The sequence below is a fragment of the Bacillus sp. AFS088145 genome, assembly GCF_002564465.1.
Lineage (GTDB): Bacteria > Bacillota > Bacilli > Bacillales > Bacillaceae_G > Gottfriedia.
Window position 1 is genome coordinate 182,204 of the sequence record NZ_NUUX01000008.1, and the last position, 20,133, is coordinate 202,336.

The 20,133-nt window shown below is 35.5% G+C and carries 20 protein-coding genes; all 20 read right to left on the minus strand.

Features of this window, described 5'->3' with window-relative positions:
• Positions 1 to 21: 21 nt before the first annotated feature.
• The 20 genes from COI44_RS05490 to lspA all read right to left on the minus strand — a co-directional run bounded on the left by COI44_RS05490 (position 22) and on the right by lspA (position 20,099).
• Complete coding sequence (locus tag COI44_RS05490) at positions 22 to 1,797, minus strand: ABC transporter ATP-binding protein (protein ID WP_098427018.1); 1,776 nt, start codon at positions 1,795 to 1,797, stop codon at positions 22 to 24.
• Positions 1,794 to 3,533, minus strand: a complete 1,740-nt coding sequence (locus COI44_RS05495; protein WP_098427019.1) for an ABC transporter ATP-binding protein — start codon at positions 3,531 to 3,533, stop codon at positions 1,794 to 1,796. The genes COI44_RS05490 and COI44_RS05495 overlap by 4 nt, the downstream gene beginning before the upstream one ends.
• Before the next feature lie 338 nt (positions 3,534 to 3,871).
• Positions 3,872 to 4,237 carry a hypothetical protein gene (locus tag COI44_RS05500; protein WP_098427020.1) on the minus strand — a complete coding sequence of 122 codons (366 nt, stop codon included), beginning with the start codon at positions 4,235 to 4,237 and terminating at the stop codon, positions 3,872 to 3,874.
• Entirely contained in the window at positions 4,234 to 4,416 is a 183-nt protein-coding gene (locus tag COI44_RS05505) for a hypothetical protein (protein WP_098427021.1), read from the minus strand. The genes COI44_RS05500 and COI44_RS05505 overlap by 4 nt, the downstream gene beginning before the upstream one ends.
• A gap of 65 nt (positions 4,417 to 4,481) precedes the next feature.
• The gene (locus COI44_RS24505) at positions 4,482 to 4,952 is read right to left on the minus strand and encodes a YiiX/YebB-like N1pC/P60 family cysteine hydrolase (protein WP_286163778.1); all 471 of its coding nucleotides are present in this window, start codon (positions 4,950 to 4,952) and stop codon (positions 4,482 to 4,484) included.
• On the minus strand, positions 4,901 to 5,206 hold the full coding sequence (locus COI44_RS24510) for a hypothetical protein (protein WP_286163780.1): 306 nt from the start codon (positions 5,204 to 5,206) through the stop codon (positions 4,901 to 4,903). Before COI44_RS24510 ends, COI44_RS24505 begins: the two co-directional genes overlap by 52 nt.
• Positions 5,207 to 5,592: 386 nt before the next feature.
• The gene (locus COI44_RS05515) at positions 5,593 to 6,138 is read right to left on the minus strand and encodes a DUF1572 family protein (RefSeq protein WP_098427022.1); all 546 of its coding nucleotides are present in this window, start codon (positions 6,136 to 6,138) and stop codon (positions 5,593 to 5,595) included.
• Positions 6,139 to 6,631: 493 nt separating this feature from the next.
• Positions 6,632 to 6,895 (minus strand): hypothetical protein, encoded by a 264-nt coding sequence (locus COI44_RS05520; RefSeq protein ID WP_142329230.1) that lies wholly within the window; start codon positions 6,893 to 6,895, stop codon positions 6,632 to 6,634.
• 94 nt (positions 6,896 to 6,989) lie between these two features.
• Positions 6,990 to 7,628 carry an orotate phosphoribosyltransferase gene (gene pyrE, locus COI44_RS05525; protein ID WP_088013014.1) on the minus strand — a complete coding sequence of 213 codons (639 nt, stop codon included), beginning with the start codon at positions 7,626 to 7,628 and terminating at the stop codon, positions 6,990 to 6,992.
• Positions 7,625 to 8,338 (minus strand): orotidine-5'-phosphate decarboxylase, encoded by a 714-nt coding sequence (gene pyrF / locus COI44_RS05530; RefSeq protein ID WP_098427024.1) that lies wholly within the window; start codon positions 8,336 to 8,338, stop codon positions 7,625 to 7,627. Before pyrF ends, pyrE begins: the two co-directional genes overlap by 4 nt.
• Positions 8,310 to 9,251: a dihydroorotate dehydrogenase gene (locus COI44_RS05535; protein WP_098427025.1), complete on the minus strand. Its 942-nt coding sequence runs from the start codon at positions 9,249 to 9,251 to the stop codon at positions 8,310 to 8,312. The genes pyrF and COI44_RS05535 overlap by 29 nt, the downstream gene beginning before the upstream one ends.
• Positions 9,248 to 10,018 carry a dihydroorotate dehydrogenase electron transfer subunit gene (locus tag COI44_RS05540; RefSeq protein WP_056471012.1) on the minus strand — a complete coding sequence of 257 codons (771 nt, stop codon included), beginning with the start codon at positions 10,016 to 10,018 and terminating at the stop codon, positions 9,248 to 9,250. The genes COI44_RS05535 and COI44_RS05540 overlap by 4 nt, the downstream gene beginning before the upstream one ends.
• Positions 10,015 to 13,227 carry a carbamoyl-phosphate synthase large subunit gene (gene carB / locus COI44_RS05545; RefSeq protein WP_098427026.1) on the minus strand — a complete coding sequence of 1,071 codons (3,213 nt, stop codon included), beginning with the start codon at positions 13,225 to 13,227 and terminating at the stop codon, positions 10,015 to 10,017. Before carB ends, COI44_RS05540 begins: the two co-directional genes overlap by 4 nt.
• Entirely contained in the window at positions 13,212 to 14,312 is a 1,101-nt protein-coding gene (locus COI44_RS05550; protein WP_098427027.1) for a carbamoyl phosphate synthase small subunit, read from the minus strand. The genes carB and COI44_RS05550 overlap by 16 nt, the downstream gene beginning before the upstream one ends.
• Complete coding sequence (locus tag COI44_RS05555; protein ID WP_098427028.1) at positions 14,309 to 15,595, minus strand: dihydroorotase; 1,287 nt, start codon at positions 15,593 to 15,595, stop codon at positions 14,309 to 14,311. Before COI44_RS05555 ends, COI44_RS05550 begins: the two co-directional genes overlap by 4 nt.
• Positions 15,579 to 16,490: an aspartate carbamoyltransferase catalytic subunit gene (locus tag COI44_RS05560; RefSeq protein ID WP_098427029.1), complete on the minus strand. Its 912-nt coding sequence runs from the start codon at positions 16,488 to 16,490 to the stop codon at positions 15,579 to 15,581. The genes COI44_RS05555 and COI44_RS05560 overlap by 17 nt, the downstream gene beginning before the upstream one ends.
• A gap of 79 nt (positions 16,491 to 16,569) precedes the next feature.
• Entirely contained in the window at positions 16,570 to 17,868 is a 1,299-nt protein-coding gene (locus tag COI44_RS05565) for a solute carrier family 23 protein (RefSeq protein ID WP_179887025.1), read from the minus strand.
• 138 nt (positions 17,869 to 18,006) lie between these two features.
• The gene (gene pyrR, locus COI44_RS05570) at positions 18,007 to 18,549 is read right to left on the minus strand and encodes a bifunctional pyr operon transcriptional regulator/uracil phosphoribosyltransferase PyrR (protein ID WP_098427031.1); all 543 of its coding nucleotides are present in this window, start codon (positions 18,547 to 18,549) and stop codon (positions 18,007 to 18,009) included.
• A gap of 186 nt (positions 18,550 to 18,735) precedes the next feature.
• Entirely contained in the window at positions 18,736 to 19,644 is a 909-nt protein-coding gene (locus COI44_RS05575) for an RluA family pseudouridine synthase (protein WP_098427032.1), read from the minus strand.
• Positions 19,641 to 20,099 (minus strand): signal peptidase II, encoded by a 459-nt coding sequence (gene lspA / locus COI44_RS05580; protein WP_069035614.1) that lies wholly within the window; start codon positions 20,097 to 20,099, stop codon positions 19,641 to 19,643. Before lspA ends, COI44_RS05575 begins: the two co-directional genes overlap by 4 nt.
• Between the last annotated feature and the right edge of the window lie 34 nt (positions 20,100 to 20,133).

Consider the following 20,133-nt stretch of genomic DNA (forward strand, 5'->3'; position numbering starts at 1 on the left):
TAACACTCCTTTTTAATCTTTTTACGATACACTAATTACATTTTCACCAGTTTCAGCTTCTCTTTTAAATAATCTTGAATAAACGCCATCTTTTTCTAATAAGGAATGATGCGTACCTTCTTCGACTACTTTCCCATTTTCTAGTACAACGATTCTGTCCGCTGTTAATACGGTAGATAATCGATGTGAAATTACGATGACAGATTGCTTTGATTTTCGCTGTTGAATCGCTTCATTAATTTGTAACTCTGTAATTGGATCTAAAGCCGAACTTGCTTCATCTAAAATAAGGATAGGAGAGTTTTTAACTAAAGCTCTTGCTAATGATAATCTTTGTTTTTGACCACCAGATAATAGTGCCCCTCGTTCACCAATTGATGATTCTAGACCATCTGGTAATGAATTTAGATAGTCTGATAATCCACTATCTTTTAGAGCTTTAATCATTTCATCATCTGTCACCAATTCATTTCCTATACGAATATTATCCGCTAAACTACCATTTCTTAGCTGTACATCTTGCGAAACAAACGAGATTGCATCTCTAATCCACTTTGCATTCGCTTTTTCAATTGGTAAACCATCTACTTCAATTGTTCCCTGATTTAACGGATAGAAACCTAATAATAAATCTACAATTGTTGATTTTCCAGCACCACTTGGTCCTACTACGGCCACTGCTTCCCCTGGTTTCACATGAAATGACAATCCATTTAACACAAATTCTTCCTTCGTTGGATAGGCAAATTTTACATCTTTAAATTCAATTAACCCATTAACTGAATTTAATTTTTCACCCTCTTGCACTTCAAATTCTGAAACTTCTTCAGCTAACAATTTTTCAGAACGATCTAATGCTGGACCAGTTCTACGTACTGAGAGCCAGTTTCTTAGCATTCTTTGAATCTCATTAGCGGCAATGGTCACAAGTCCCCCTGCCGTATACATTTGTCCCGTTGTGATTTGATCATTTGAAATTAGTAAAACACTAATAAAATAGACAGCAGCTAAAGCAAAACCATTATAGCTACCAATTACGACTATTGATTGCATTCTTGCTTTTAATTCGATAATTGATTCCTTAATAAATGATTTACGGATATCGGCAACACTTTGAATTTCATAATCCGTTGCACCAAGAATTCTTGAAAGTTGGATCCCTGTTACTGATTCTCGTAATCTTTCTAAATAACGTGACGCTTCAGTTCTAGCTTTAGCCGAAGCAATTCTGGTACGGGCTCCGACTTTATTAGATGTCCAGTAAAATAAAACACCTAAAACAACACTTGTAATCATTAAATAAGGATTAATCCAAAGTAAGACAATACTATATATAAATACTCCTTGAACAGAAGCCATAAAAGTAGAGCCTTCCCATGCTAAAAAGTTATGCAGTGTATCTGGGTCATCAGAAACTCGTGCTAATAATTCACCAGATTTAGACTGATGAAAATATGAATAAGGTAAAATTTGCAAGTGCTTAAATAAGCGTAGTTTTTGCCAGTTTGTAACAGATTTAGCAATATGATGACAAAAATACTCATCAATGACCATTAAAATTAAATCAAGAATTGCAGCAATAACAAGCAACCACATTAATCCCCATAGTAATGCATTGTCATGATTTGGAAGTATATGATCAATTAACCAACCCGTTCCTAGAGTTGGTATTAATGCTGCACAAACTTGACTTAAAGCAATGACAAATGAATCTGCAAATACCCATTTTTTATGGGGCTTGAGAAAGTTTATGACTCTTTTCCCATCGCCTATTTTTTTTGTATTTTTCAGCATCATACAGCACTCTCCTTTTCTAGTTCACTGTATTGTGCCATATATAATTGATAGTACTGACCTTTTAATGATAATAATTCTTCATGTGTACCTTGTTCAGCAATACGTCCTTTATCTAATAATAAAATACAATCCGCATCCTTTACTGTTACTAGTCGATGTGCAATTGTAATTGTTGTACGACCTGGGATTAACTTTTCAAGTGAAGATTGTACCTTTTCCTCTGTTTCTCCATCTAATGATGATGTAGCCTCATCGAAAATTAATACTGGAGGATGACGTAATATTGCTCTTGCAAGAGCTACTCGTTGTCTTTGACCACCAGATAATTTTAGCCCTCTTTCACCAACAATCGTCTCAAAACCTTCCTGTAGTGACTCAACTAAATCAGATAAGTCCGCTGCTTGAACAGCAAGCCCAAGTTCTTCATCAGTTGCATTAGGTTTGGCATATAGTAAATTTTGCTTTAATGTACTATTTAAAAGAAATGTTTCTTGTGAAACGACACCAATATTTTGGCGTAATGATTGATAATCATGAGAAGATAAATCTTTATGATCAACTGAAATCGATCCTGAAGAAGGCTGGTATAATCCGAGTAATAACTGAATTAATGTACTTTTTCCTCCACCGCTTGAACCAACAATCCCAATATGTTGACCTGCTCTAATTGAGAATGAAACATCTTTTAGAACTTCTTCAGTTGAATTCGGATAAGTAAATCGAATATTTTTAACTTCTATATCACCTTTCACTTCTCCAAATTTTGGTAAATCATCAGGTTGTTCTGCAGGTAGGTCGAAGTACTCATATATTCTTTGAAGTGCTGGAATTGCTTGTTGAATTGTTAATGCATTTTCAGCTAACGAGCGGACAGGCATAAACATTGTTGGGATAAAACCTAGAACAGCAATTAATGTACCAACTGTAATTTCATGCTGCCAGATCGAATATCCACCAATTAACATAATGACCCCTGGTGCACCATTATTAAACACATTTCCTAAACGCCAATTAACCTTCCCGATTAAAGCCAACCGAATAGCAAATCTTTTCCAAACAGACAACTTATCTTCTAATTTTTTATTTTCTTTATCCTGTGTTTGAAATGTTCGCACTAGACGAACAGATTCAATACTTTCTTGCGTGTGATTATATAAATCAGCACTCATATCACGGGCTATAGCCCCCATTTTCCTTACTTTTTTACCAATCATAAATGAAGGAACTAAATAAATTGCAAATACAATGAGCATGACCACAGCCGCTGGCCAATATAATGGAAACACCGCTATAAATGCTGCAATTGCCGCAATTACTTGTTGAATAAAACGTGGTATAACTGTATTATTCAAGTTTTGAACAGACTCTACATCATGCGTTAACCTATATAACATATCCCCTCGTGGTGTTGTCGAAAAAAACGTCATTGGTGCTTTTTGAAGCTTTGTAAATGCACGTAATTGCATATCTGTAATTACATCTAGACCAATTTTTACTTGAATAAATTCTTGTAATGATTCAAAACCGACCTTAAATAAGAATGAAAGCATAATCCCTAAAATTAAATAAAAGATAATTTTTGAATCAGGACCACCAACAATCTCATCGACCAATTTACCAGTCAAAATCGGCGGAATAATCGCAAATGCGCCAGCAATTAATGAACATACAAAAGCAATTAGAAATACTTTCCAATACGGTTTAAAATGATTAACTGTTTCGATTAAAATTTTCATCTATTGCCATCCCCCTAACCTGTAACATTTTACAATATTTTCTAACTATTTTCACTATTAAAATTTTTAATAGGATTAAAGTAATGCATTTCTAAATGGATCTGGAGAGATATTTTTGTATTCTTATGTTGTTTAAAACGTCTCTCCCAGAACTCAGAACTACTTTTCTACCCTCTTCGTTAATCCTTTTATCTGGTCTCAAATACATTCTACTCTTTCAATTAATCTATTTCTTCATTAGATTGATTGAACATTGGTACACTATTAGTCTTAAGGTGCATAAAAAAAATCTACAACTTAAGGCGTAGATTTTAAGATTTTTTATTTATTTTCTTTTTCTATTTCAATATTTTAAAATCGTATGAATGAACTGATTTCCCTTTTATTGATGACAAAATTTCCTCTACACCTTCCATTTGAACTACCTTTGTTTTTTTGCCAGTTTCTAAAGAATATTGTTCAATATAATATTTAACTTTCTTTTTTGAATCATACCTTACAACATACATTGAATCATTTTTGAAATATGTTTGTTCTCCATAGCGATACGGACCTTTTCGTGGATTTTCAATTGTAAATTTCTTTTTGACTAGATTACTAGTAGTGTCCACTGTGTAAACCTCACCTAATCCATTTGTGAAGAAAAGCTCCTTACCATAAATATAGATCGAATGATCAGGGCTGTATGGGATTTTTGCGGTCAATCCGCAGTAGAAGAATAATATAAGACTACTTGTTTATCATCTAAAAAGTTACTCTTTCGAATGGTCTCCTCTTTTACAATAAATGGAGAAACTCTAATCTTATTAACAACAAAATAACAACTATAAATAACTAGTAAGCAAGTTAGAAATAGTATGATATATTTATTCTTTTTTTTCATTTTTTTCTCCTAGGCTATAATAAAAGGCAATAAGTCAAACTGTGCAACTTATCGCCTTATAAAATTTATATTTTACGAACTAGCGTTGTATCTTTTGCATCACGAATATCCCTCGGATATACACCTGATCCTTTGTCTATATCTAAATCTAAGCCTGATTTTAACTTATAGGCAGACCAGACTAACTTTGCACAGTTTTTATCACCAGTATGATCTGTTTTACGGTTAGTTGCAAAATTGTAAGAGTAGTCATCTTTACCTACTCGACTGCGTGCCCAATCGGCAGCTGCATTACGTTTTGCAGTTGTAGTGTTAACGGATCTGACTTGTGCATCACCTTTGTCTACTTTTCTATTTTCGTAATCTAATGTACGAACTCCCTTTTTTGGAACAGATTCGACTACAGTTTCAGCATTATAATACATTCCTACATGTCCATGATTTAAGTAAGCAGTTTCTGATGCCGTATAGTAAATCTGGCCTTTTACTCCTGTACCAACAGGAACAGTATCACCACCACCACCTCTAGCTTGCAATTTTTTTCTGACAATCCCTGAGCTTCGTCTTGTTTCAGTTCACTAAAAAGTTGTTTTAATATAGCTTCTTTCGTATCACCAGTGTTTTTAGAAATGGATTCTACATCCTTTAATAATTCTTTTTCTGAAACATTCGGTTGTAATACTAAAATTTCTTTTACATAAGGTAAATCGTTTGTACCAGCATAGCTAATAGGGGTTGCAGTTAAGACTAAACTTGCAGATAAGACACTTACTCCGATTAATTTTTTCATTTAAACATCTCCTTTTACAAATATTTTCTGTATTTGAAATAGAGAGTGATATGTGTTGTTTATTTTTACTGTCGAATCATTCATCACAATTCTATACAAGAATATTAAATAAGGAAAAATTTACTAATATTTACTAAATTTTAGTCTCTTTTGTGACACTTTTTAACTTCTTGAAATTTGGATAAACATACTTCAATCCGTCATAGTACAGAGTGAAGTGAAAGATAAAGCTAGTAATTTTTAAAGAAAACTCGCGAATTTGAGAGTTTTTAGGCAAAGACAGAGGGTGTAGTTGCAATTATAATTTTACTAAAATTGGCTACTTCGCGGAGCTTGCTTCACCGCTGCAAATTTTAACTTTCTTTATGCGTAAAAAAATCTACAACCTAAGTCGTAGATTTATTTGTTTCATTCAGTTTGTATTCTAAGAATTCTTGAGATTTTCCTTTTGGGATACTCAAACTCTTAAATTCCTCATTTTTTATTAATTTAGCTATATAAACAATTTGACCAATATGATTTCCGTAATGACTAATTTGTCTATGTATTGCTTGTAAAACAGTATGATCTTCACCACGAATTTTAATTGTTTTTAGTACATCTTCTTCTTGTAGACTCTCTAGTGTGTTAAAAACAACATTCCATCCTTTATTCCAATCAGCTAATAACTTATCTTTGGATTGGTAAATCCCCTCAAACTCAACATCACGATTTCGCCATGATTTTTCACCATCCGTCGTAAGAAAATCCGTCCATCTAGAAATCATATTACCACTTAAATGCTTTACAATTATGGAAATACTATTTGATTCACTAGATGGTTGTAAGTGCAACTCCTCATTATTTAGCTGATCCATCGAACGATCACCAAGATTTTTTATCCCTTTGAATTCCTTTAAACTATTCGAAAGAAATTGTTTTGCGATTGACATACTTGACCCTCCAATTTTAAAGTTTCTTTCAATCAATTTTATGAATAGTTTAAAAACTTATTAATTATTTATTAAATAATTTGTTTCGGTTTAGGGTGTGAAAGAACACTAAATTAGTAAGATTTTCAGGTGAAAGTTTTTCATTTTGATGATTTTTTACGTGAATCCTGATCATTTTAGGTGATTTAACGCTTGGAAGCTTATTTTATTTGAATTTTCTATTGTGGAGCAGTCGGTTGAGTGTGACTTTTATGGTTTTTTGCGATTTTACTATTTTTAATTGTGATTACTTAAATTTAATTGCTGTTCTCTATTTTTAATTGCGATTTCCGTTTTTTAATTGCTATTATCAAATTTTATTTGCGATCCTCTTTTTTCATGTCATTACCTCATTGTTTTGTTGGGATTTACTTATTTTCCCTCTCACTTTCTTTTAAATCAAATTAATTCTAAGACTTATTTGAACTTTTGAATTTTTTAATTGCTGTTTTGATTATTTTATTTGCAGAATTGATATTTTTAATTGCACATTTGGCTTTTTTATTTGCAGTTCACTTTTTTTATTTGCACTTCTGGCTATTTTAATTGTAGTTTCGACGATTTTATTTGTAATATCGGACGATTTATTTGCAGTCCACTTTTTATTTGCACTCCAGATCGATTTATTTGCAGTCATCTTTTTTTTATTTGCACTTTCGGACGATTTATTTGCAGTCATCTTTTTATTTGCACTCCAGATCGATTTAATTGCAGTCATCTTTTTTTATTTGCACTTTCGGACGATTTATTTGCAGTAACTCACCCCACAAAAAAAAGATGACTCCAAAAAGTCATCTTTCCTATTCTAAGTATTAAACTTCAACAGTCATCCAACTAGCATCTTGTGGATTTTTTCTCCATGCCGTTAGTTTTGCTACATGTTCTGCTTCGATTGAGCCTTGTTCTTTTGCTACTTCAACTAGTGTGTCATAGTCAGTTAGAGAATAGTAAGTTACGTCGTTTGCATCGAATTTCTCTACTGCTGCTGGAAGATTGTATGTGAAGATTGAGACTACTCCTAGTACTTCGCAGCCCGCTTCGCGTAAAGCTTCAACGCATGTAATTACGCTGCCGCCAGTTGAGATTAGATCTTCTACTACTACTACTTTTTGTCCAGTTTTAATTGGACCTTCGATTTGGTTTCCTTTGCCGTGGCCTTTTGCAGAGCTACGTACATAAACCATTGGTAATTCCATTAAATCACTTGTCCATGCTGCGTGTGGAATTCCAGCAGTTGCAGTTCCAGCGATTACATCTACGTTACCAAATTTAGTTTGGATTAGTTCTACTAAGCCTTTTGCAATGTTTTTACGAATTTCTGGATAGCCAAGAGTTAGGCGATTATCACAATAGATTGGAGATTTGATTCCTGATGCCCAAGTAAATGGAGTTTCAGGTTGAAGGCTTACTGCCCCAATGCTTAATAAGTTTGCTGCGATATTCTTTTTCATATTGTTACGCCCTCCCATTGTGCAATTACTTCTTCATATGCTTCTACTGGATTTTCGCTTTTTGTAATACTGCGTCCTACTACAATATAGCTACTTCCAAATTGTCTAGCTTTCGCTGGAGTTGTTACACGTACTTGATCATCTACACTATTATCTGCTAGGCGAATACCAGGTGTTACAGTAAGGAAGTTCTCACCTTCAACTGCTGCTTGAACTAACTCTACATCAAGTGGAGAGCAAACTACACCGTCAAGACCGCTTTCTTCTGTTATAGCAGCATATAGTTTAATCGAATCCTGTAAAGAAGAAATTCCTTGTTCATTGATTACTTGTTCTTCTGAAGTGCTTGTCAGTTGAGTTACTGCAATTAGTAAAGGTCTTTTTTTACCAGCTGGAGTGCCTTCTTCTAGCCCTTCTAATGCTGCCTTCATCATTTTCGTTCCACCAGCTGCATGAACATTAACCATGTCTACTTCTAGAGATGCGATATTTTTCATTGCATGTTTTACTGTATTTGGAATATCATGAAGTTTCAAATCTAGGAAGATTTGATGTCCTAATTCTTTTAATTCCTTTATGATCGCTGGACCCTCTTTGTAAAATAGTTCCATCCCTACCTTTACATATAGAGACTTTTGAAATTTTTTTACAAAATTCATTACTTCATCTTTTGATGAAAAATCAAGCGCGATGACCACTTGTGATGACATGTTGTTTCCAGCTCCTTCCAATACATTCTTCAATTGACTGATAACCATATTTGTGTAGCACTTCAGGCAGTTCATCGATGATTGTTGGACAAGCAAATGGATCAACGAAGTTTGCCGTACCTACACCGATTGCACTTGCTCCTGCTAGGAAAAATTCTAGTGCATCTTCTGCATTCATAACCCCGCCCATTCCGATGATTGGAATGTTTACTACTTGGCTCACATCATGAATCATACGAATGGCTACTGGTTTTATTGCAGGACCTGATAATCCACCAGTTTTATTAGCTAGAATTGGTTTACCAGTTCTTAAATCTAGTCTCATCCCTAGTAATGTATTGATCATTGTTAAACCATCTGCTCCTGCATTTTCAATTGCTGTTGCGATTTCAACAATATTCGTTACATTCGGCGATAATTTTACGTATAGCGGAACTTCGCTTACTTCTTTAACTTTCTTAGTTACTTCAGCCGCTGTTGCAGCATCCGTTCCAAATGCAATCCCACCACATTTTACGTTTGGACAAGAAATGTTTAATTCTAGTGCTTTTACATTACTTACTTTTGAAATTTCTTTTGCGACTGTTACATAGTCTTCGATAGTTGATCCAGCAATATTTGCAACGATTGGTACATCATAATTTGATAACCATTTTAATTCACCGTTAATTACTTTTTCTAAACCAGGATTTTGAAGTCCAATCGCATTTAACATCCCCGCCCCTGTTTCAGCTACACGAGGTGTTTCATTTCCGTATCGTGTTTCAACAGTTGTTGCTTTTATCATAATAGCTCCAAGAATACTTAGATCGTAAAGATTTGCAAACTCTCTACCAAATCCGAAGCAACCAGAAGCTGGCATAATAGGATTTTTCAAATCTAAGCCAGGAAGTTTTGTTTGTAATGAAATCATAATACTACCTCCTCAGCTTGAAATACTGGTCCATCGCTACAAATTTTACGATATGACCCGTCTTCAGTATGGCATACACATGCGAAACAAGCTCCGATTCCACAGCCCATTCGTTCTTCAAGTGATATATAGCCATCCTTCATACCCTTATATTGCTGTTGTAAAGCTTTTAACATTACAGTTGGACCACATGCAAAGTATTGATCAAATTGAAGCTCTTTTTCACGAATTACATCTGTTACGAATCCTTTCGTACCTAGAGTTCCATCTACTGTTGCCATAAAGGTTGGTCCTAATTCCGAAAATTCTTTTTCATAAAAAGCTACGTTACTTGATGCAAATCCTAATACATGAATTACATTTACACCGCGAGCTTTAAATTGCTTCGAAAGTTCATACATCGGAGGTACTCCAATTCCACCACCAACTAGTAGTGCTGTATCTCCTTCTGAAAGAGTTTCAACATCATAACCTTGACCTAGAGGACCTAATACATCAACTTGTTGTCCAACGCTTGCTTCTTTTAAAAGCTTCGTTCCTTCACCTTCTGCGCGGAATATCATCGTGAACTCACTTTTCTCTTTGTCGATCGAACATATACTGATTGGTCTTCTTAATAGTGGCGTTAGTCCACCAGTCACTTTTATATGGACGAACTGCCCAGGAGAGTGCATCTCCTGAACTAGTTCACCTTTTAATGTCATTTCGACAATTTGATGGGCAATTTCTCTGTTTGAGACAATTGTCATGAGTTCTTTTTTTATCATACTAATACGCCAGCCTTCATTTCTTTGTTTGGTAGTGCAGAAGTTGAGAATGTTAAGCTTTCAATTACTGATAATATTGCAGTTGCTGTATCTAGTGAAGTTAAGCAAACTACTCCGTTTTCAACTGATTCACGACGAATTCTGAATCCATCACGAGCTGGTTTTTTACCTTTTGTTAACGTATTGATAACAAACTGTGCATCTCCACGCTTGATCATATCTAGCATATTGTCTTCATGCTCGTTAATTTTGTTTACCGCTTTTACAGGTACACCGTGGTTTTCTAAATGATTTTTAGTTCCTTCTGTACCGAATACTGTAAATCCAATTTCATGGAAGCGTTTTGCGATATTTACTACTTCTTCTTTATCTTTATCAGCTACTGTAATGATTACTGAACCGTGTGTTGGGATTTGCATTCCCGCAGCAATTAGTGCTTTGTATAATGCTTTTTGAAGACTTACATCTTTACCCATTACTTCTCCAGTTGATTTCATTTCTGGGCCTAATGTTATATCTACTGAGCGTAGTTTAGCGAATGAGAACACTGGTGCTTTTACATATACTTCATTTTCTTCTGGATGGTAGCCTGTTGCATATCCGAATGAAGCTAATGTTTGACCTAAGATAACTTTTGTTGCGATATTTGCCATTGGTACATTTGTAATTTTACTTAAGAATGGTACTGTACGGCTTGATCTTGGGTTTACTTCTAGTACGAATACTTCATCTTTATCTGTTACAACAAACTGGATGTTAAGTAATCCTTTGATATTTAAGCCTTTTGCAAGTTTAATTGTATAGTCGATTAATTTTTCCTTCGCAGCTGCTGATACATTTTGTGTAGGGTATACTGCGATTGAATCTCCTGAGTGAACTCCAGCACGTTCGATATGTTCCATAATACCAGGGATGTATACATCGATTCCGTCAGAGATTGCATCTACTTCAATTTCTTTACCAGTTAAGTAGCGGTCGACTAATACTGGATGTTCTGGATTGATTTTAACTGCATTTTGCATGTAGTGAAGAATTTCTTCACGGTGGTATACAATCTCCATTGCACGTCCACCAAGTACATATGATGGTCTTACTAATACCGGATAACCAATTTCATCAGCGATATTTGCTGCTTCTTCAGGTGTCATTGCAGTTTTACCTAGAGGTTGTGGTACTCCTAATTGTTGAAGTGCTTCTTCAAACTTGTCTCTGTCTTCAGCACGATCTAAATCCTCTAGTGAAGTTCCAAGAATTTTCACACCACGTTCTACTAATTTGCCTGCTAGGTTGATTGCTGTTTGACCACCGAATTGAACAACTACTCCCATCGGTTTTTCTAAATCGATAATGTGCATTACGTCTTCGATTGTTAATGGCTCGAAATATAGTTTGTCTGAGATACTGAAATCAGTTGAAACTGTTTCTGGGTTGTTGTTTATAATGATCGCTTCGTATCCTGCCTCTTTAATTGCTCTTACACAGTGTACTGTTGCATAGTCAAACTCAATCCCTTGACCGATTCGAATTGGACCAGATCCAAGTACTACTACACTCTTCTTATCCGTTACAATTGATTCATTTTCGATTTCATATGTTCCATAGAAGTATGGTGTTGAAGATTCAAATTCAGCTGCACATGTATCAACCATTTTATATACTGGAATGATTTGATTTTGTTTTCTAAATTCGTATATTTCTCTATTTGTTGCATTCCATTGTGATGCCATGTAATCATCACTGAAGCCCATTTTCTTAGCTTTTAAAAGTACATCTAGTTCAAAATGGTTTTCTTTAATTTGTTTTTCCATTTTTATGATATTTTCAATTTTGTGTAGGAAGAAGAAATCAATTTTAGTAATATCGTGTATTTCTTCTAATGTCATACCTGTTCTCATTGCTTCAGCGACAATGTATAGTCTTTCATCGTCAGCTTTTGCCATGCGAGTAATCATTTCGTCTTTAGAAAGTTCTTTTACTGCGTTAAGCTCGATGTGACTAATTCCTAATTCTAGAGAGCGCACTGCTTTTAATAATGACTCTTCAAGAGTTCTACCGATTGCCATTACTTCTCCAGTTGCTTTCATTTGAGTTCCTAACTGACGGTTTGCTGTTTCAAATTTATCAAATGGCCAGCGTGGAATTTTTGATACGATATAGTCTAATGCTGGCTCGAAGCAAGCATAAGTTTTCTTTGTAACTGGGTTAATCATTTCATCCAATGTTAAGCCTACTGCGATTTTTGCCGCTAATTTTGCAATCGGATAGCCTGTTGCTTTTGAAGCAAGCGCACTTGAACGTGATACACGTGGATTTACTTCGATTACATAGTATTGGAAGCTATCTGGATCTAGTGCAAGCTGTACGTTACATCCACCTTCAATTCCTAAAGCACGGATGATTTTTAATGATACATTTCGTAGCATTTGATATTCGCGATCGCTTAACGTTTGAGAAGGAGCGATTACGATTGAATCTCCTGTATGAACACCAACTGGATCGATGTTTTCCATGTTACATACTACAATCGCATGGTCATTTGCATCACGCATTACTTCATACTCGATTTCTTTAAAACCAGCAATACTTTTCTCTAATAGACATTGTGTTACTGGGCTATTTTTTAATCCGCTTGCTACGATTTCTTTTAAATCTTCTTCATTATTACAAATTCCTCCGCCTGTTCCTCCAAGAGTAAAGGCAGGTCTTACGATAACTGGGTAGCCAATTTCTTCTACGAAGTCGTATGCTTCTTCTAAAGTATGAATGATTTCACTTTCTGGTACTGGCTCGCTTAAGTCGTTCATTAATGTTCTGAATAGGTCGCGATCTTCTGCACGGTTAATCGCTTCTAAAGTTGTTCCTAAAATTTTTACTCCACACTCTTTTAATACACCAGAGTTATCTAATGCTACCGCTAGGTTAAGTCCTGTTTGACCTCCTAGTGTTGGTAGAAGTGCATCTGGGCGTTCTTTACGAATGATGCGACTAACGAAATCTACTGTTAGTGGTTCGATGTATACTTTATCTGCTGTTTGTACATCCGTCATAATTGTTGCAGGGTTTGAGTTTACAAGAATTACTTTGTATCCTTCTTCTTTCAATGCCTGACAAGCCTGTGTTCCAGCATAGTCAAATTCTGCTGCTTGACCGATTACGATTGGTCCTGATCCGATTACTAAGATTGTTTTAATGTCTACGCGTTTTGGCATTGTAAGTTCCCCTCTCGTTTCTGTGCTTCCATCATGCTCATAAATTCGTCAAATAAATAGTTTGCATCTTCTGGTCCAGGTGAAGCTTCTGGGTGATATTGTACTGTGAATGCTGGGTATGTCTTATGTTTAAGTCCTTCTACAGTTCCATCATTTAGTGCAACATGTGTTACTTCTAATTCAGTACCTTCAATCGAATCCATTTCTACTGCATATCCATGGTTTTGTGAAGTGATTGCTACTTTTCCTGTTTCTAAGTGTTTAACTGGATGATTCGCACCACGGTGACCGAATTTTAGTTTTGAAGTATTTCCACCATTTGCTAGAGCAAATAATTGGTGTCCTAAACAAATTCCGAATAATGGTACTTTGCCTACTACTTCTTTAATCATTTCGATTGCTACTTGAACATCCTTTGGATCTCCAGGTCCATTACTTAACATAATTCCATCTGGAGCAAGTAAGAAAATTTCTTTTGCTGAAATATTATATGGTACGACTGTAACGTCACATTTACGGTTTGTTAATTCTCTTAAGATACCGTGCTTCATTCCGAAATCTACTAATACTACTCGGTGTCCTCTCCCTGGACTTCTATAAGGTTTTTGTGTTGAAACTCGTTCAACATGGTTTGTGAATAGTGGTGTATTTGTTAGTTCTGCAACTACTTCATCAACATTTGCTTCCATGCTGCAGAATTTACCTTTCATCGTCCCAACTTCACGAAGCTTTTTCACTAACATACGTGTATCGATTCCTGCTAAACCTGGAATTCCTTTATCTTTGCAATATTGATCCAAGCTCATTTTGTTTCGGAAATTTGATGGATGCTCAGCATATTCTTTTACAATTAATCCATGTACTGCTGGTACGATGCTTTCAAAATCCTCTAAGTTGATACCATAGTTCCCTACTAATGGGAAAGTGAATGTTACGATTTGTCCACAGTAAGATGGGTCAGTTAATACCTCTTGATATCCTGTCATACCTGTTGTAAATACGATTTCTCCTGTTGTTTCAACTTCGCTACCAAATCCTTCTCCTACAAAAACTGTTCCGTCCTCTAATATTAATTGACGCATCATACTGTTAGTTCCTCTCTTTCATATACTAATTTGCCATTTACCATTGTCATTACTGGCCAACCTTTACAGTTCCAACCATTAAATGGAGTGTTTTTACCTTTTGAAAGGAATGTTGTTGAATCGATTTCCTCTTCTAAATCTAAGTCGATTACAGTTAAGTCTGCTACCGCTCCAATTTCAATTTTCCCTCTGTTTAAGTTAAAAACTTCAGCAGGTTTAGTTGTTAAAAAGTTTATTACTTGTTGTAAAGTCATTTTACCTGTTTGGACAAAATGAGTGTTTAATAATGGAAAAGCAGTTTCTAACCCTACAATTCCAAACGGTGCTAATTGCATTCCCTGAGCTTTTTCCTCTTCTGTATGAGGTGCATGATCTGTTGCAATCATGTCGATTGTTCCATCAAGTAATCCTTCGATTAATGCTTCACGATCGACTGCACTTCTTAATGGAGGATTCATTTTGAAATTTGTGTCTAAGCCTGGGATATCATCTTCACAAAGAATTAAATGGTGTGGAGAAACCTCAGCCGTTACATTAATCCCAGCACGTTTTGCATCGCGTACCACTCTTACTGATTCTTTTGTACTGATATGGCAAACATGATAGTGACAACCTGTAGCTTCAGCTAATAGTACATCTCGAGCAATTTGAACACTTTCACAAATTGAAGGAATTCCATTTAAACCATTTTCTTTTGAAAACTTACCTTCGTGGACACAACCTTTTTGAATCAGCGTGTTTTCTTCACAGTGTGCAACGATTGATACATTTAGTTCAGCTGCTTTTTGCATTGCTTTGTACATCATTTCAGCTGATTGAACTCCTACACCATCATCTGTGAAAGCAAAAGCTCCATTTTCTTTTAAGCCTTCAAAGTCTGTTTGCTCTTCACCAGCTTGTCGGATTGTAATTGATGCATAGGGTAATACGTTTACGACTGCTGTTTCTTCTATTTTTTTGTTTAATGCGCTTAGGTGCTCGATTGTATCTGGGACTGGTCGAGTATTTGGCATTGCAGCAATTGTGGTAAATCCTCCTCTTGCCGCTGCCTTCGTACCTGTTTCGATTGTCTCTTTATGTTCACCGCCCGGCTCACGAAGATGTACGTGAACATCAATTAAACCTGGTGAAAGCAGTTTGCCGTCTAATTCAATTTGCTTTGCATCTTCATCAACGATTGTTGCAGCGATTACTGAGATTTTTCCATTAACTACTAATACGTCTCGATTTAGAAGTTCACCATTTTCTTGTAAGATGACACCGTTTTTAAACAAGTACTTCATTTTTCATCTCTCCCCATACTGTTGGTAAGGCTCTTTTTAACACAGCCATTCGTACAAATACTCCGTTTTCCATTTGCTTGAAGATTCTTGATTGCTTACATTCAACTAATTCACTTGCAATTTCAACATCTCGATTAAATGGTGCTGGATGCATGATAATGCTTGTAGATTTCATTTTTGCTGCTCTTTCGACTGTTAGGCCATGCTTTTGTAAGTAATTTTCCATTATGTGATTTGTCTCTTCGTCATGTCTTTCATGCTGAACTCTTAATAGCATCATGACATCAACTTCTTCGACTAATTCATCTAATTTTTTATATGTTCCATAAGTATTTTTATCATCTTTCCATTCATCAGGACTTGCGAAGTATACTTCTGCACCTAATCTAGTTAGTGCTTCAGCATTAGAGCGTGCAACTCTTGAGTGTCTTAAATCTCCAACAATTGCTACTTTTAATCCTTCAAAGCTTCCAAATTCTTGTTTGATCGTTAGTATGTCAAGTAGGCATTGAGTTGGGTGATTTCCACATCCATCGCCGGCATTCAGGATTGGCATTCCTGCATCTTTTATTTCTTGAAAATACTCGTCTTGTGTATGACGGATTACGACTGCTTCAACACCAATTGCTTGAAGGGTTTTAACTGTATCATATAAAGTTTCACCTTTTTGAATGCTTGAGCTTTCAACAGCTAGGTTTATAACTTCAAGTCCAAGTTTCTTTTGAGCAACCTCAAAGCTAAAGCGAGTTCTCGTACTATTCTCAAAAAACAAATTTGCAACAAATGTCTGACGTTTTAGGCTACTTATTTCTCCATTTGCAAAGCTTTGTGCTTGTTCTAGCAAATCTTGAATTTCTTCGATTGTTAAATCAGACATGGTTAATAAATGATTCATCCGTCATCCTCCTAAATGAATTTCATCTGTTTTATTTTTGGAGTCTCATCAATGTAAGAATGCCCCATTTAAATTTCAATTATGAAGCTAAGCTCTCGTCCTTATTTTCAGTTGTACGATCGCCACCAATGTTTTCTGGTAGGACTAAATTTAGTACAACTCCGATTAAAGCTGATAAAGCCATTCCTTCTAATGCGAATTGTTTACCAATGTGTACTGCTGCTCCACCAATTCCTAGTACTAGAATGACTGAAGCGATAACCAAGTTACGTTGTTTAGCAAAATCAGTCTTGTTTTCTACTAGTACTCGTAATCCGCTTGAAGCGATGATTCCGAATAGTAGGATTGAGATACCACCCATTACAGGTGTCGGGATTGAGCTAATCACCGCTGAAATTTTTCCGATGAATCCGAATGATATAGCCAAAATTGCAGCACCTATGAATACGTATACGCTATAAGCTCTTGTGATTGCTAGAACACCGATGTTTTCACCGTATGTTGTTGTTGTAGGTCCACCAATTAAGCCTGCTATCATTGTTGAAACTGCATCTCCGAATAATGACTTATCTAATCCAGGATCTTTTATTAAATCTTTCTCTACGACACTTCCTAGTACAACTTGGTGTCCGATATGTTCTGAGATTGTCACGATTGCTACAGGTACAAAGATGATTAGCAATTGGAATGTGACATGTGGTGTGTAGTGAACAAATGGGACTGAGAAATCAGGTGGTGCTATCCAATCTATTTTTTTAATTTCTGTAAAATTTACTACTCCAAAGAAGATTGACGTAATATATCCACCGATAATTCCTACTAAGATTGGTATGACTGATAAGAAACCTCTTGTAAATAATGCTGTTATGATTGTGATTGCTAGTGTAATTAATGCGATTGCGATTGATGTGGAACTGTATTTGCCGTCTGGTCCATTCATTGCCATTCCAACCGCTACAGTTGATAAGCTTAATCCGATTACGATAATTACCGGCCCAACTACGATTGGTGGTAATACCCTGAATAACCATTTCACGCCTACTTTGTTAATGATTAGTGCGATTACCGCATAAATAATTCCTGTGATGAAAACTCCAACGAACGCTGCACCAGGTTCTAAATTTGTTTTCGCGTAGATCATCGGAGCGATGAAGGCGAATGATGATCCAAGGTAAGATGGTACTTTACCTCTAGTGATTAGTATGAACACGATGGTTCCAATCCCACTTGAAATTAATGCGATCGAAGGGTTTATACCGATTAAGATTGGAGCTAATACTGTCGATCCAAACATTGCGAATAAGTGTTGTAAACTTAGGAAAATCCATTGACCTATATTCGGTTTTTCATTTATCTCTAGGACAGGTTTTTGTTTTATCATGTTGTTTCCTCCAATTTTCCCAATAAAAAAACTCTTTGTGATTGTACACAAAGAGTCCAAGTGCGTTGCTTCAAATAAGGCAGCAACTAACTAGACCCTTTGTTAGCCTCTCTGGACCAAATTTAAAAGGGACTTCTATTTTTCAAATATACTTACTCTATCGTGGTCATCTGTTTCCTTTAATGCTACGACTACTTTTTCATTACTCGAAGTTGGAATATTTTTACCAACATAGTCTGCTCTTACTGGAAGCTCACGATGTCCTCGATCTACTAAAACTGCTAATTGTATTTGTGCCGGTCTACCTAGGTCCATAACAGCGTCCATTGCGGCACGAACTGTTCTACCTGTGTAAAGCACATCATCAACTAAAATTACTTTTTTGTTTGTTAGGTCAACAGGAACATTTGAACCCTTCACTAATGGTTCTTTGTTTTCTGTTTTTGTCGATAAATCATCTCGATAAAGAGTAATATCTAAATCTCCCATGATTACCTCTTTACCTTCAATCTGTTTAATTCTTTCAGCAATACGTTTTGCTAGATAAACACCCCTTGTTTTAATGCCAACTAAAACAACATTTTCAATACCTTTGTTATTTTCTAACATTTCATGTGCAATTCTTGTTAAACCACGTCTGATCGCTAGTTCGTCTAAGATGATTGCTTTTTCAGTCATTTACCTTACCTCCTACTTTTATCGTGTAGAAGCAAAAAACCCTCTTGCCCGATGGACAAGAGGGTAGCTCAAAAGGATACAATTATCCCTTTTCATTTTTCCGCTTCCTTCTCAACCTCACGGGGTTGTGTTAAAGGTTCATTCAACTGTCCTCATTATGACCTATGTTACAATCATTGTCAACAGTTATCTGCGTAATTGTTCAATAATATTTTCTAGTACTTCTGGTACAGGTGCTGAAAACTCTATATACTCATTTGTTCTTGGATGATTAAATCCTAATACAGCTGCATGTAGTGCTTGACCATCTATATCTAATGTTTTACGTGGTCCATACTTAGGATCACCAGCTAACGGGTATCCTATGTATTTCATATGAACACGAATTTGGTGAGTACGGCCTGTTTCAAGCTGACATTCAACTAAAGTAAACTCATCAAAACGGTCTAATACTCTAAAATGAGTAACTGCTTCTTTACTATTTTCTTCAGTAACCGTCATACTTTGACGATCACTTTTATCACGTCCGATTGGCGCATCAATTGTGCCTTCCTCATGCGGAATTACCCCATGTACAATTGCAATATACTTACGTACAGTGGTTTTTAGACGTAATTGCTCTGCAAGCTTCTCATGAGCTACATCATTTTTTGCAACCATTAATAAACCTGAAGTATCCTTATCGATTCGATGTACAATACCAGGTCTTAATACACCATTAATGCCAGATAAATCTTTACAATGATACATTAAAGCGTTCACTAAAGTACCCGTTTCATGACCTAATGCAGGGTGAACTACCATTCCACGTGGTTTATTTACGACAATAACATCTGCATCCTCATAATAAACATCCAGTGGAATATTCTCAGGCTTAACTTCTAATGGCTTTGGATCAGGTACTGAAACTGATATTTCATCGCCCTGTTTTACTTTATAATTACGTTTAATTTTTTCACCGTTCACTAATACAAAATCTTCTTTTAACCATGTTTGTACTTGAGACCTTGACCACTCATCATTTTGAGTTGCAATAAACGTATCGATTCTTTCTAAATGTTGATCCTCTTGAACTGTAAAAGCAAAAACTGTCATTTCTTAACTCCTCTTTTATCTTCCAATAAAGTAATAATAAATAATAAAATAACGCCTACACAAAGTGCTGAATCTGCGATATTAAACACAGGGAAATCATAATTAAAAATATAAACATGAATAAAATCAACTACTTCTTTACGGAAGAATCGATCAATAAAATTACCTATTGCACCACCTAAAACCAATCCTAAGGATAAACCAAGGAAGCGATCTCCTTTTGCGTGCTTTTGAATGAAGTAAATCACAGCTACTACAAAGACTAATGTAATTAAATAAAAGAAGCCCATTTTGCCTTGAAGCATTCCCCAAGCCGCTCCTTGATTGCGATGTGATGTTATGTAAAAAATATTTTTAATAATTTCAATATTTTCTCCTAAATACATCTTTTTTAATACTGCAAGTTTTGTCAGTTGATCAATTAAAATGACAATTACCGCAATAATATATGCCATATTTATCCCCTACCTTATTAGATATCTCATCAAA

Bases quoted from the DNA above. Each gene is read 5' to 3' on its own strand.
- COI44_RS05490 (WP_098427018.1), bottom strand. From the start codon at position 1,797: ATGATGCTGAAAAATACAAAAAAAATAGGCGATGGGAAAAGAGTCATA.
- COI44_RS05495 (WP_098427019.1), bottom strand. From the start codon at position 3,533: ATGAAAATTTTAATCGAAACAGTTAATCATTTTAAACCGTATTGGAAA.
- COI44_RS05505 (WP_098427021.1), bottom strand. From the start codon at position 4,416: ATGAAAAAAAAGAATAAATATATCATACTATTTCTAACTTGCTTACTA.
- COI44_RS24510 (WP_286163780.1), bottom strand. From the start codon at position 5,206: ATGAAAAAATTAATCGGAGTAAGTGTCTTATCTGCAAGTTTAGTCTTA.
- COI44_RS05515 (WP_098427022.1), bottom strand. From the start codon at position 6,138: ATGTCAATCGCAAAACAATTTCTTTCGAATAGTTTAAAGGAATTCAAA.
- COI44_RS05520 (WP_142329230.1), bottom strand. From the start codon at position 6,895: ATGACTGCAATTAAATCGATCTGGAGTGCAAATAAAAAGATGACTGCA.
- pyrE (WP_088013014.1), bottom strand. From the start codon at position 7,628: ATGAAAAAGAATATCGCAGCAAACTTATTAAGCATTGGGGCAGTAAGC.
- pyrF (WP_098427024.1), bottom strand. From the start codon at position 8,338: ATGTCATCACAAGTGGTCATCGCGCTTGATTTTTCATCAAAAGATGAA.
- COI44_RS05535 (WP_098427025.1), bottom strand. From the start codon at position 9,251: ATGATTTCATTACAAACAAAACTTCCTGGCTTAGATTTGAAAAATCCT.
- COI44_RS05540 (WP_056471012.1), bottom strand. From the start codon at position 10,018: ATGATAAAAAAAGAACTCATGACAATTGTCTCAAACAGAGAAATTGCC.
- carB (WP_098427026.1), bottom strand. From the start codon at position 13,227: ATGCCAAAACGCGTAGACATTAAAACAATCTTAGTAATCGGATCAGGA.
- COI44_RS05550 (WP_098427027.1), bottom strand. From the start codon at position 14,312: ATGATGCGTCAATTAATATTAGAGGACGGAACAGTTTTTGTAGGAGAA.
- COI44_RS05555 (WP_098427028.1), bottom strand. From the start codon at position 15,595: ATGAAGTACTTGTTTAAAAACGGTGTCATCTTACAAGAAAATGGTGAA.
- COI44_RS05560 (WP_098427029.1), bottom strand. From the start codon at position 16,490: ATGAATCATTTATTAACCATGTCTGATTTAACAATCGAAGAAATTCAA.
- pyrR (WP_098427031.1), bottom strand. From the start codon at position 18,549: ATGACTGAAAAAGCAATCATCTTAGACGAACTAGCGATCAGACGTGGT.
- COI44_RS05575 (WP_098427032.1), bottom strand. From the start codon at position 19,644: ATGACAGTTTTTGCTTTTACAGTTCAAGAGGATCAACATTTAGAAAGA.
- lspA (WP_069035614.1), bottom strand. From the start codon at position 20,099: ATGGCATATATTATTGCGGTAATTGTCATTTTAATTGATCAACTGACA.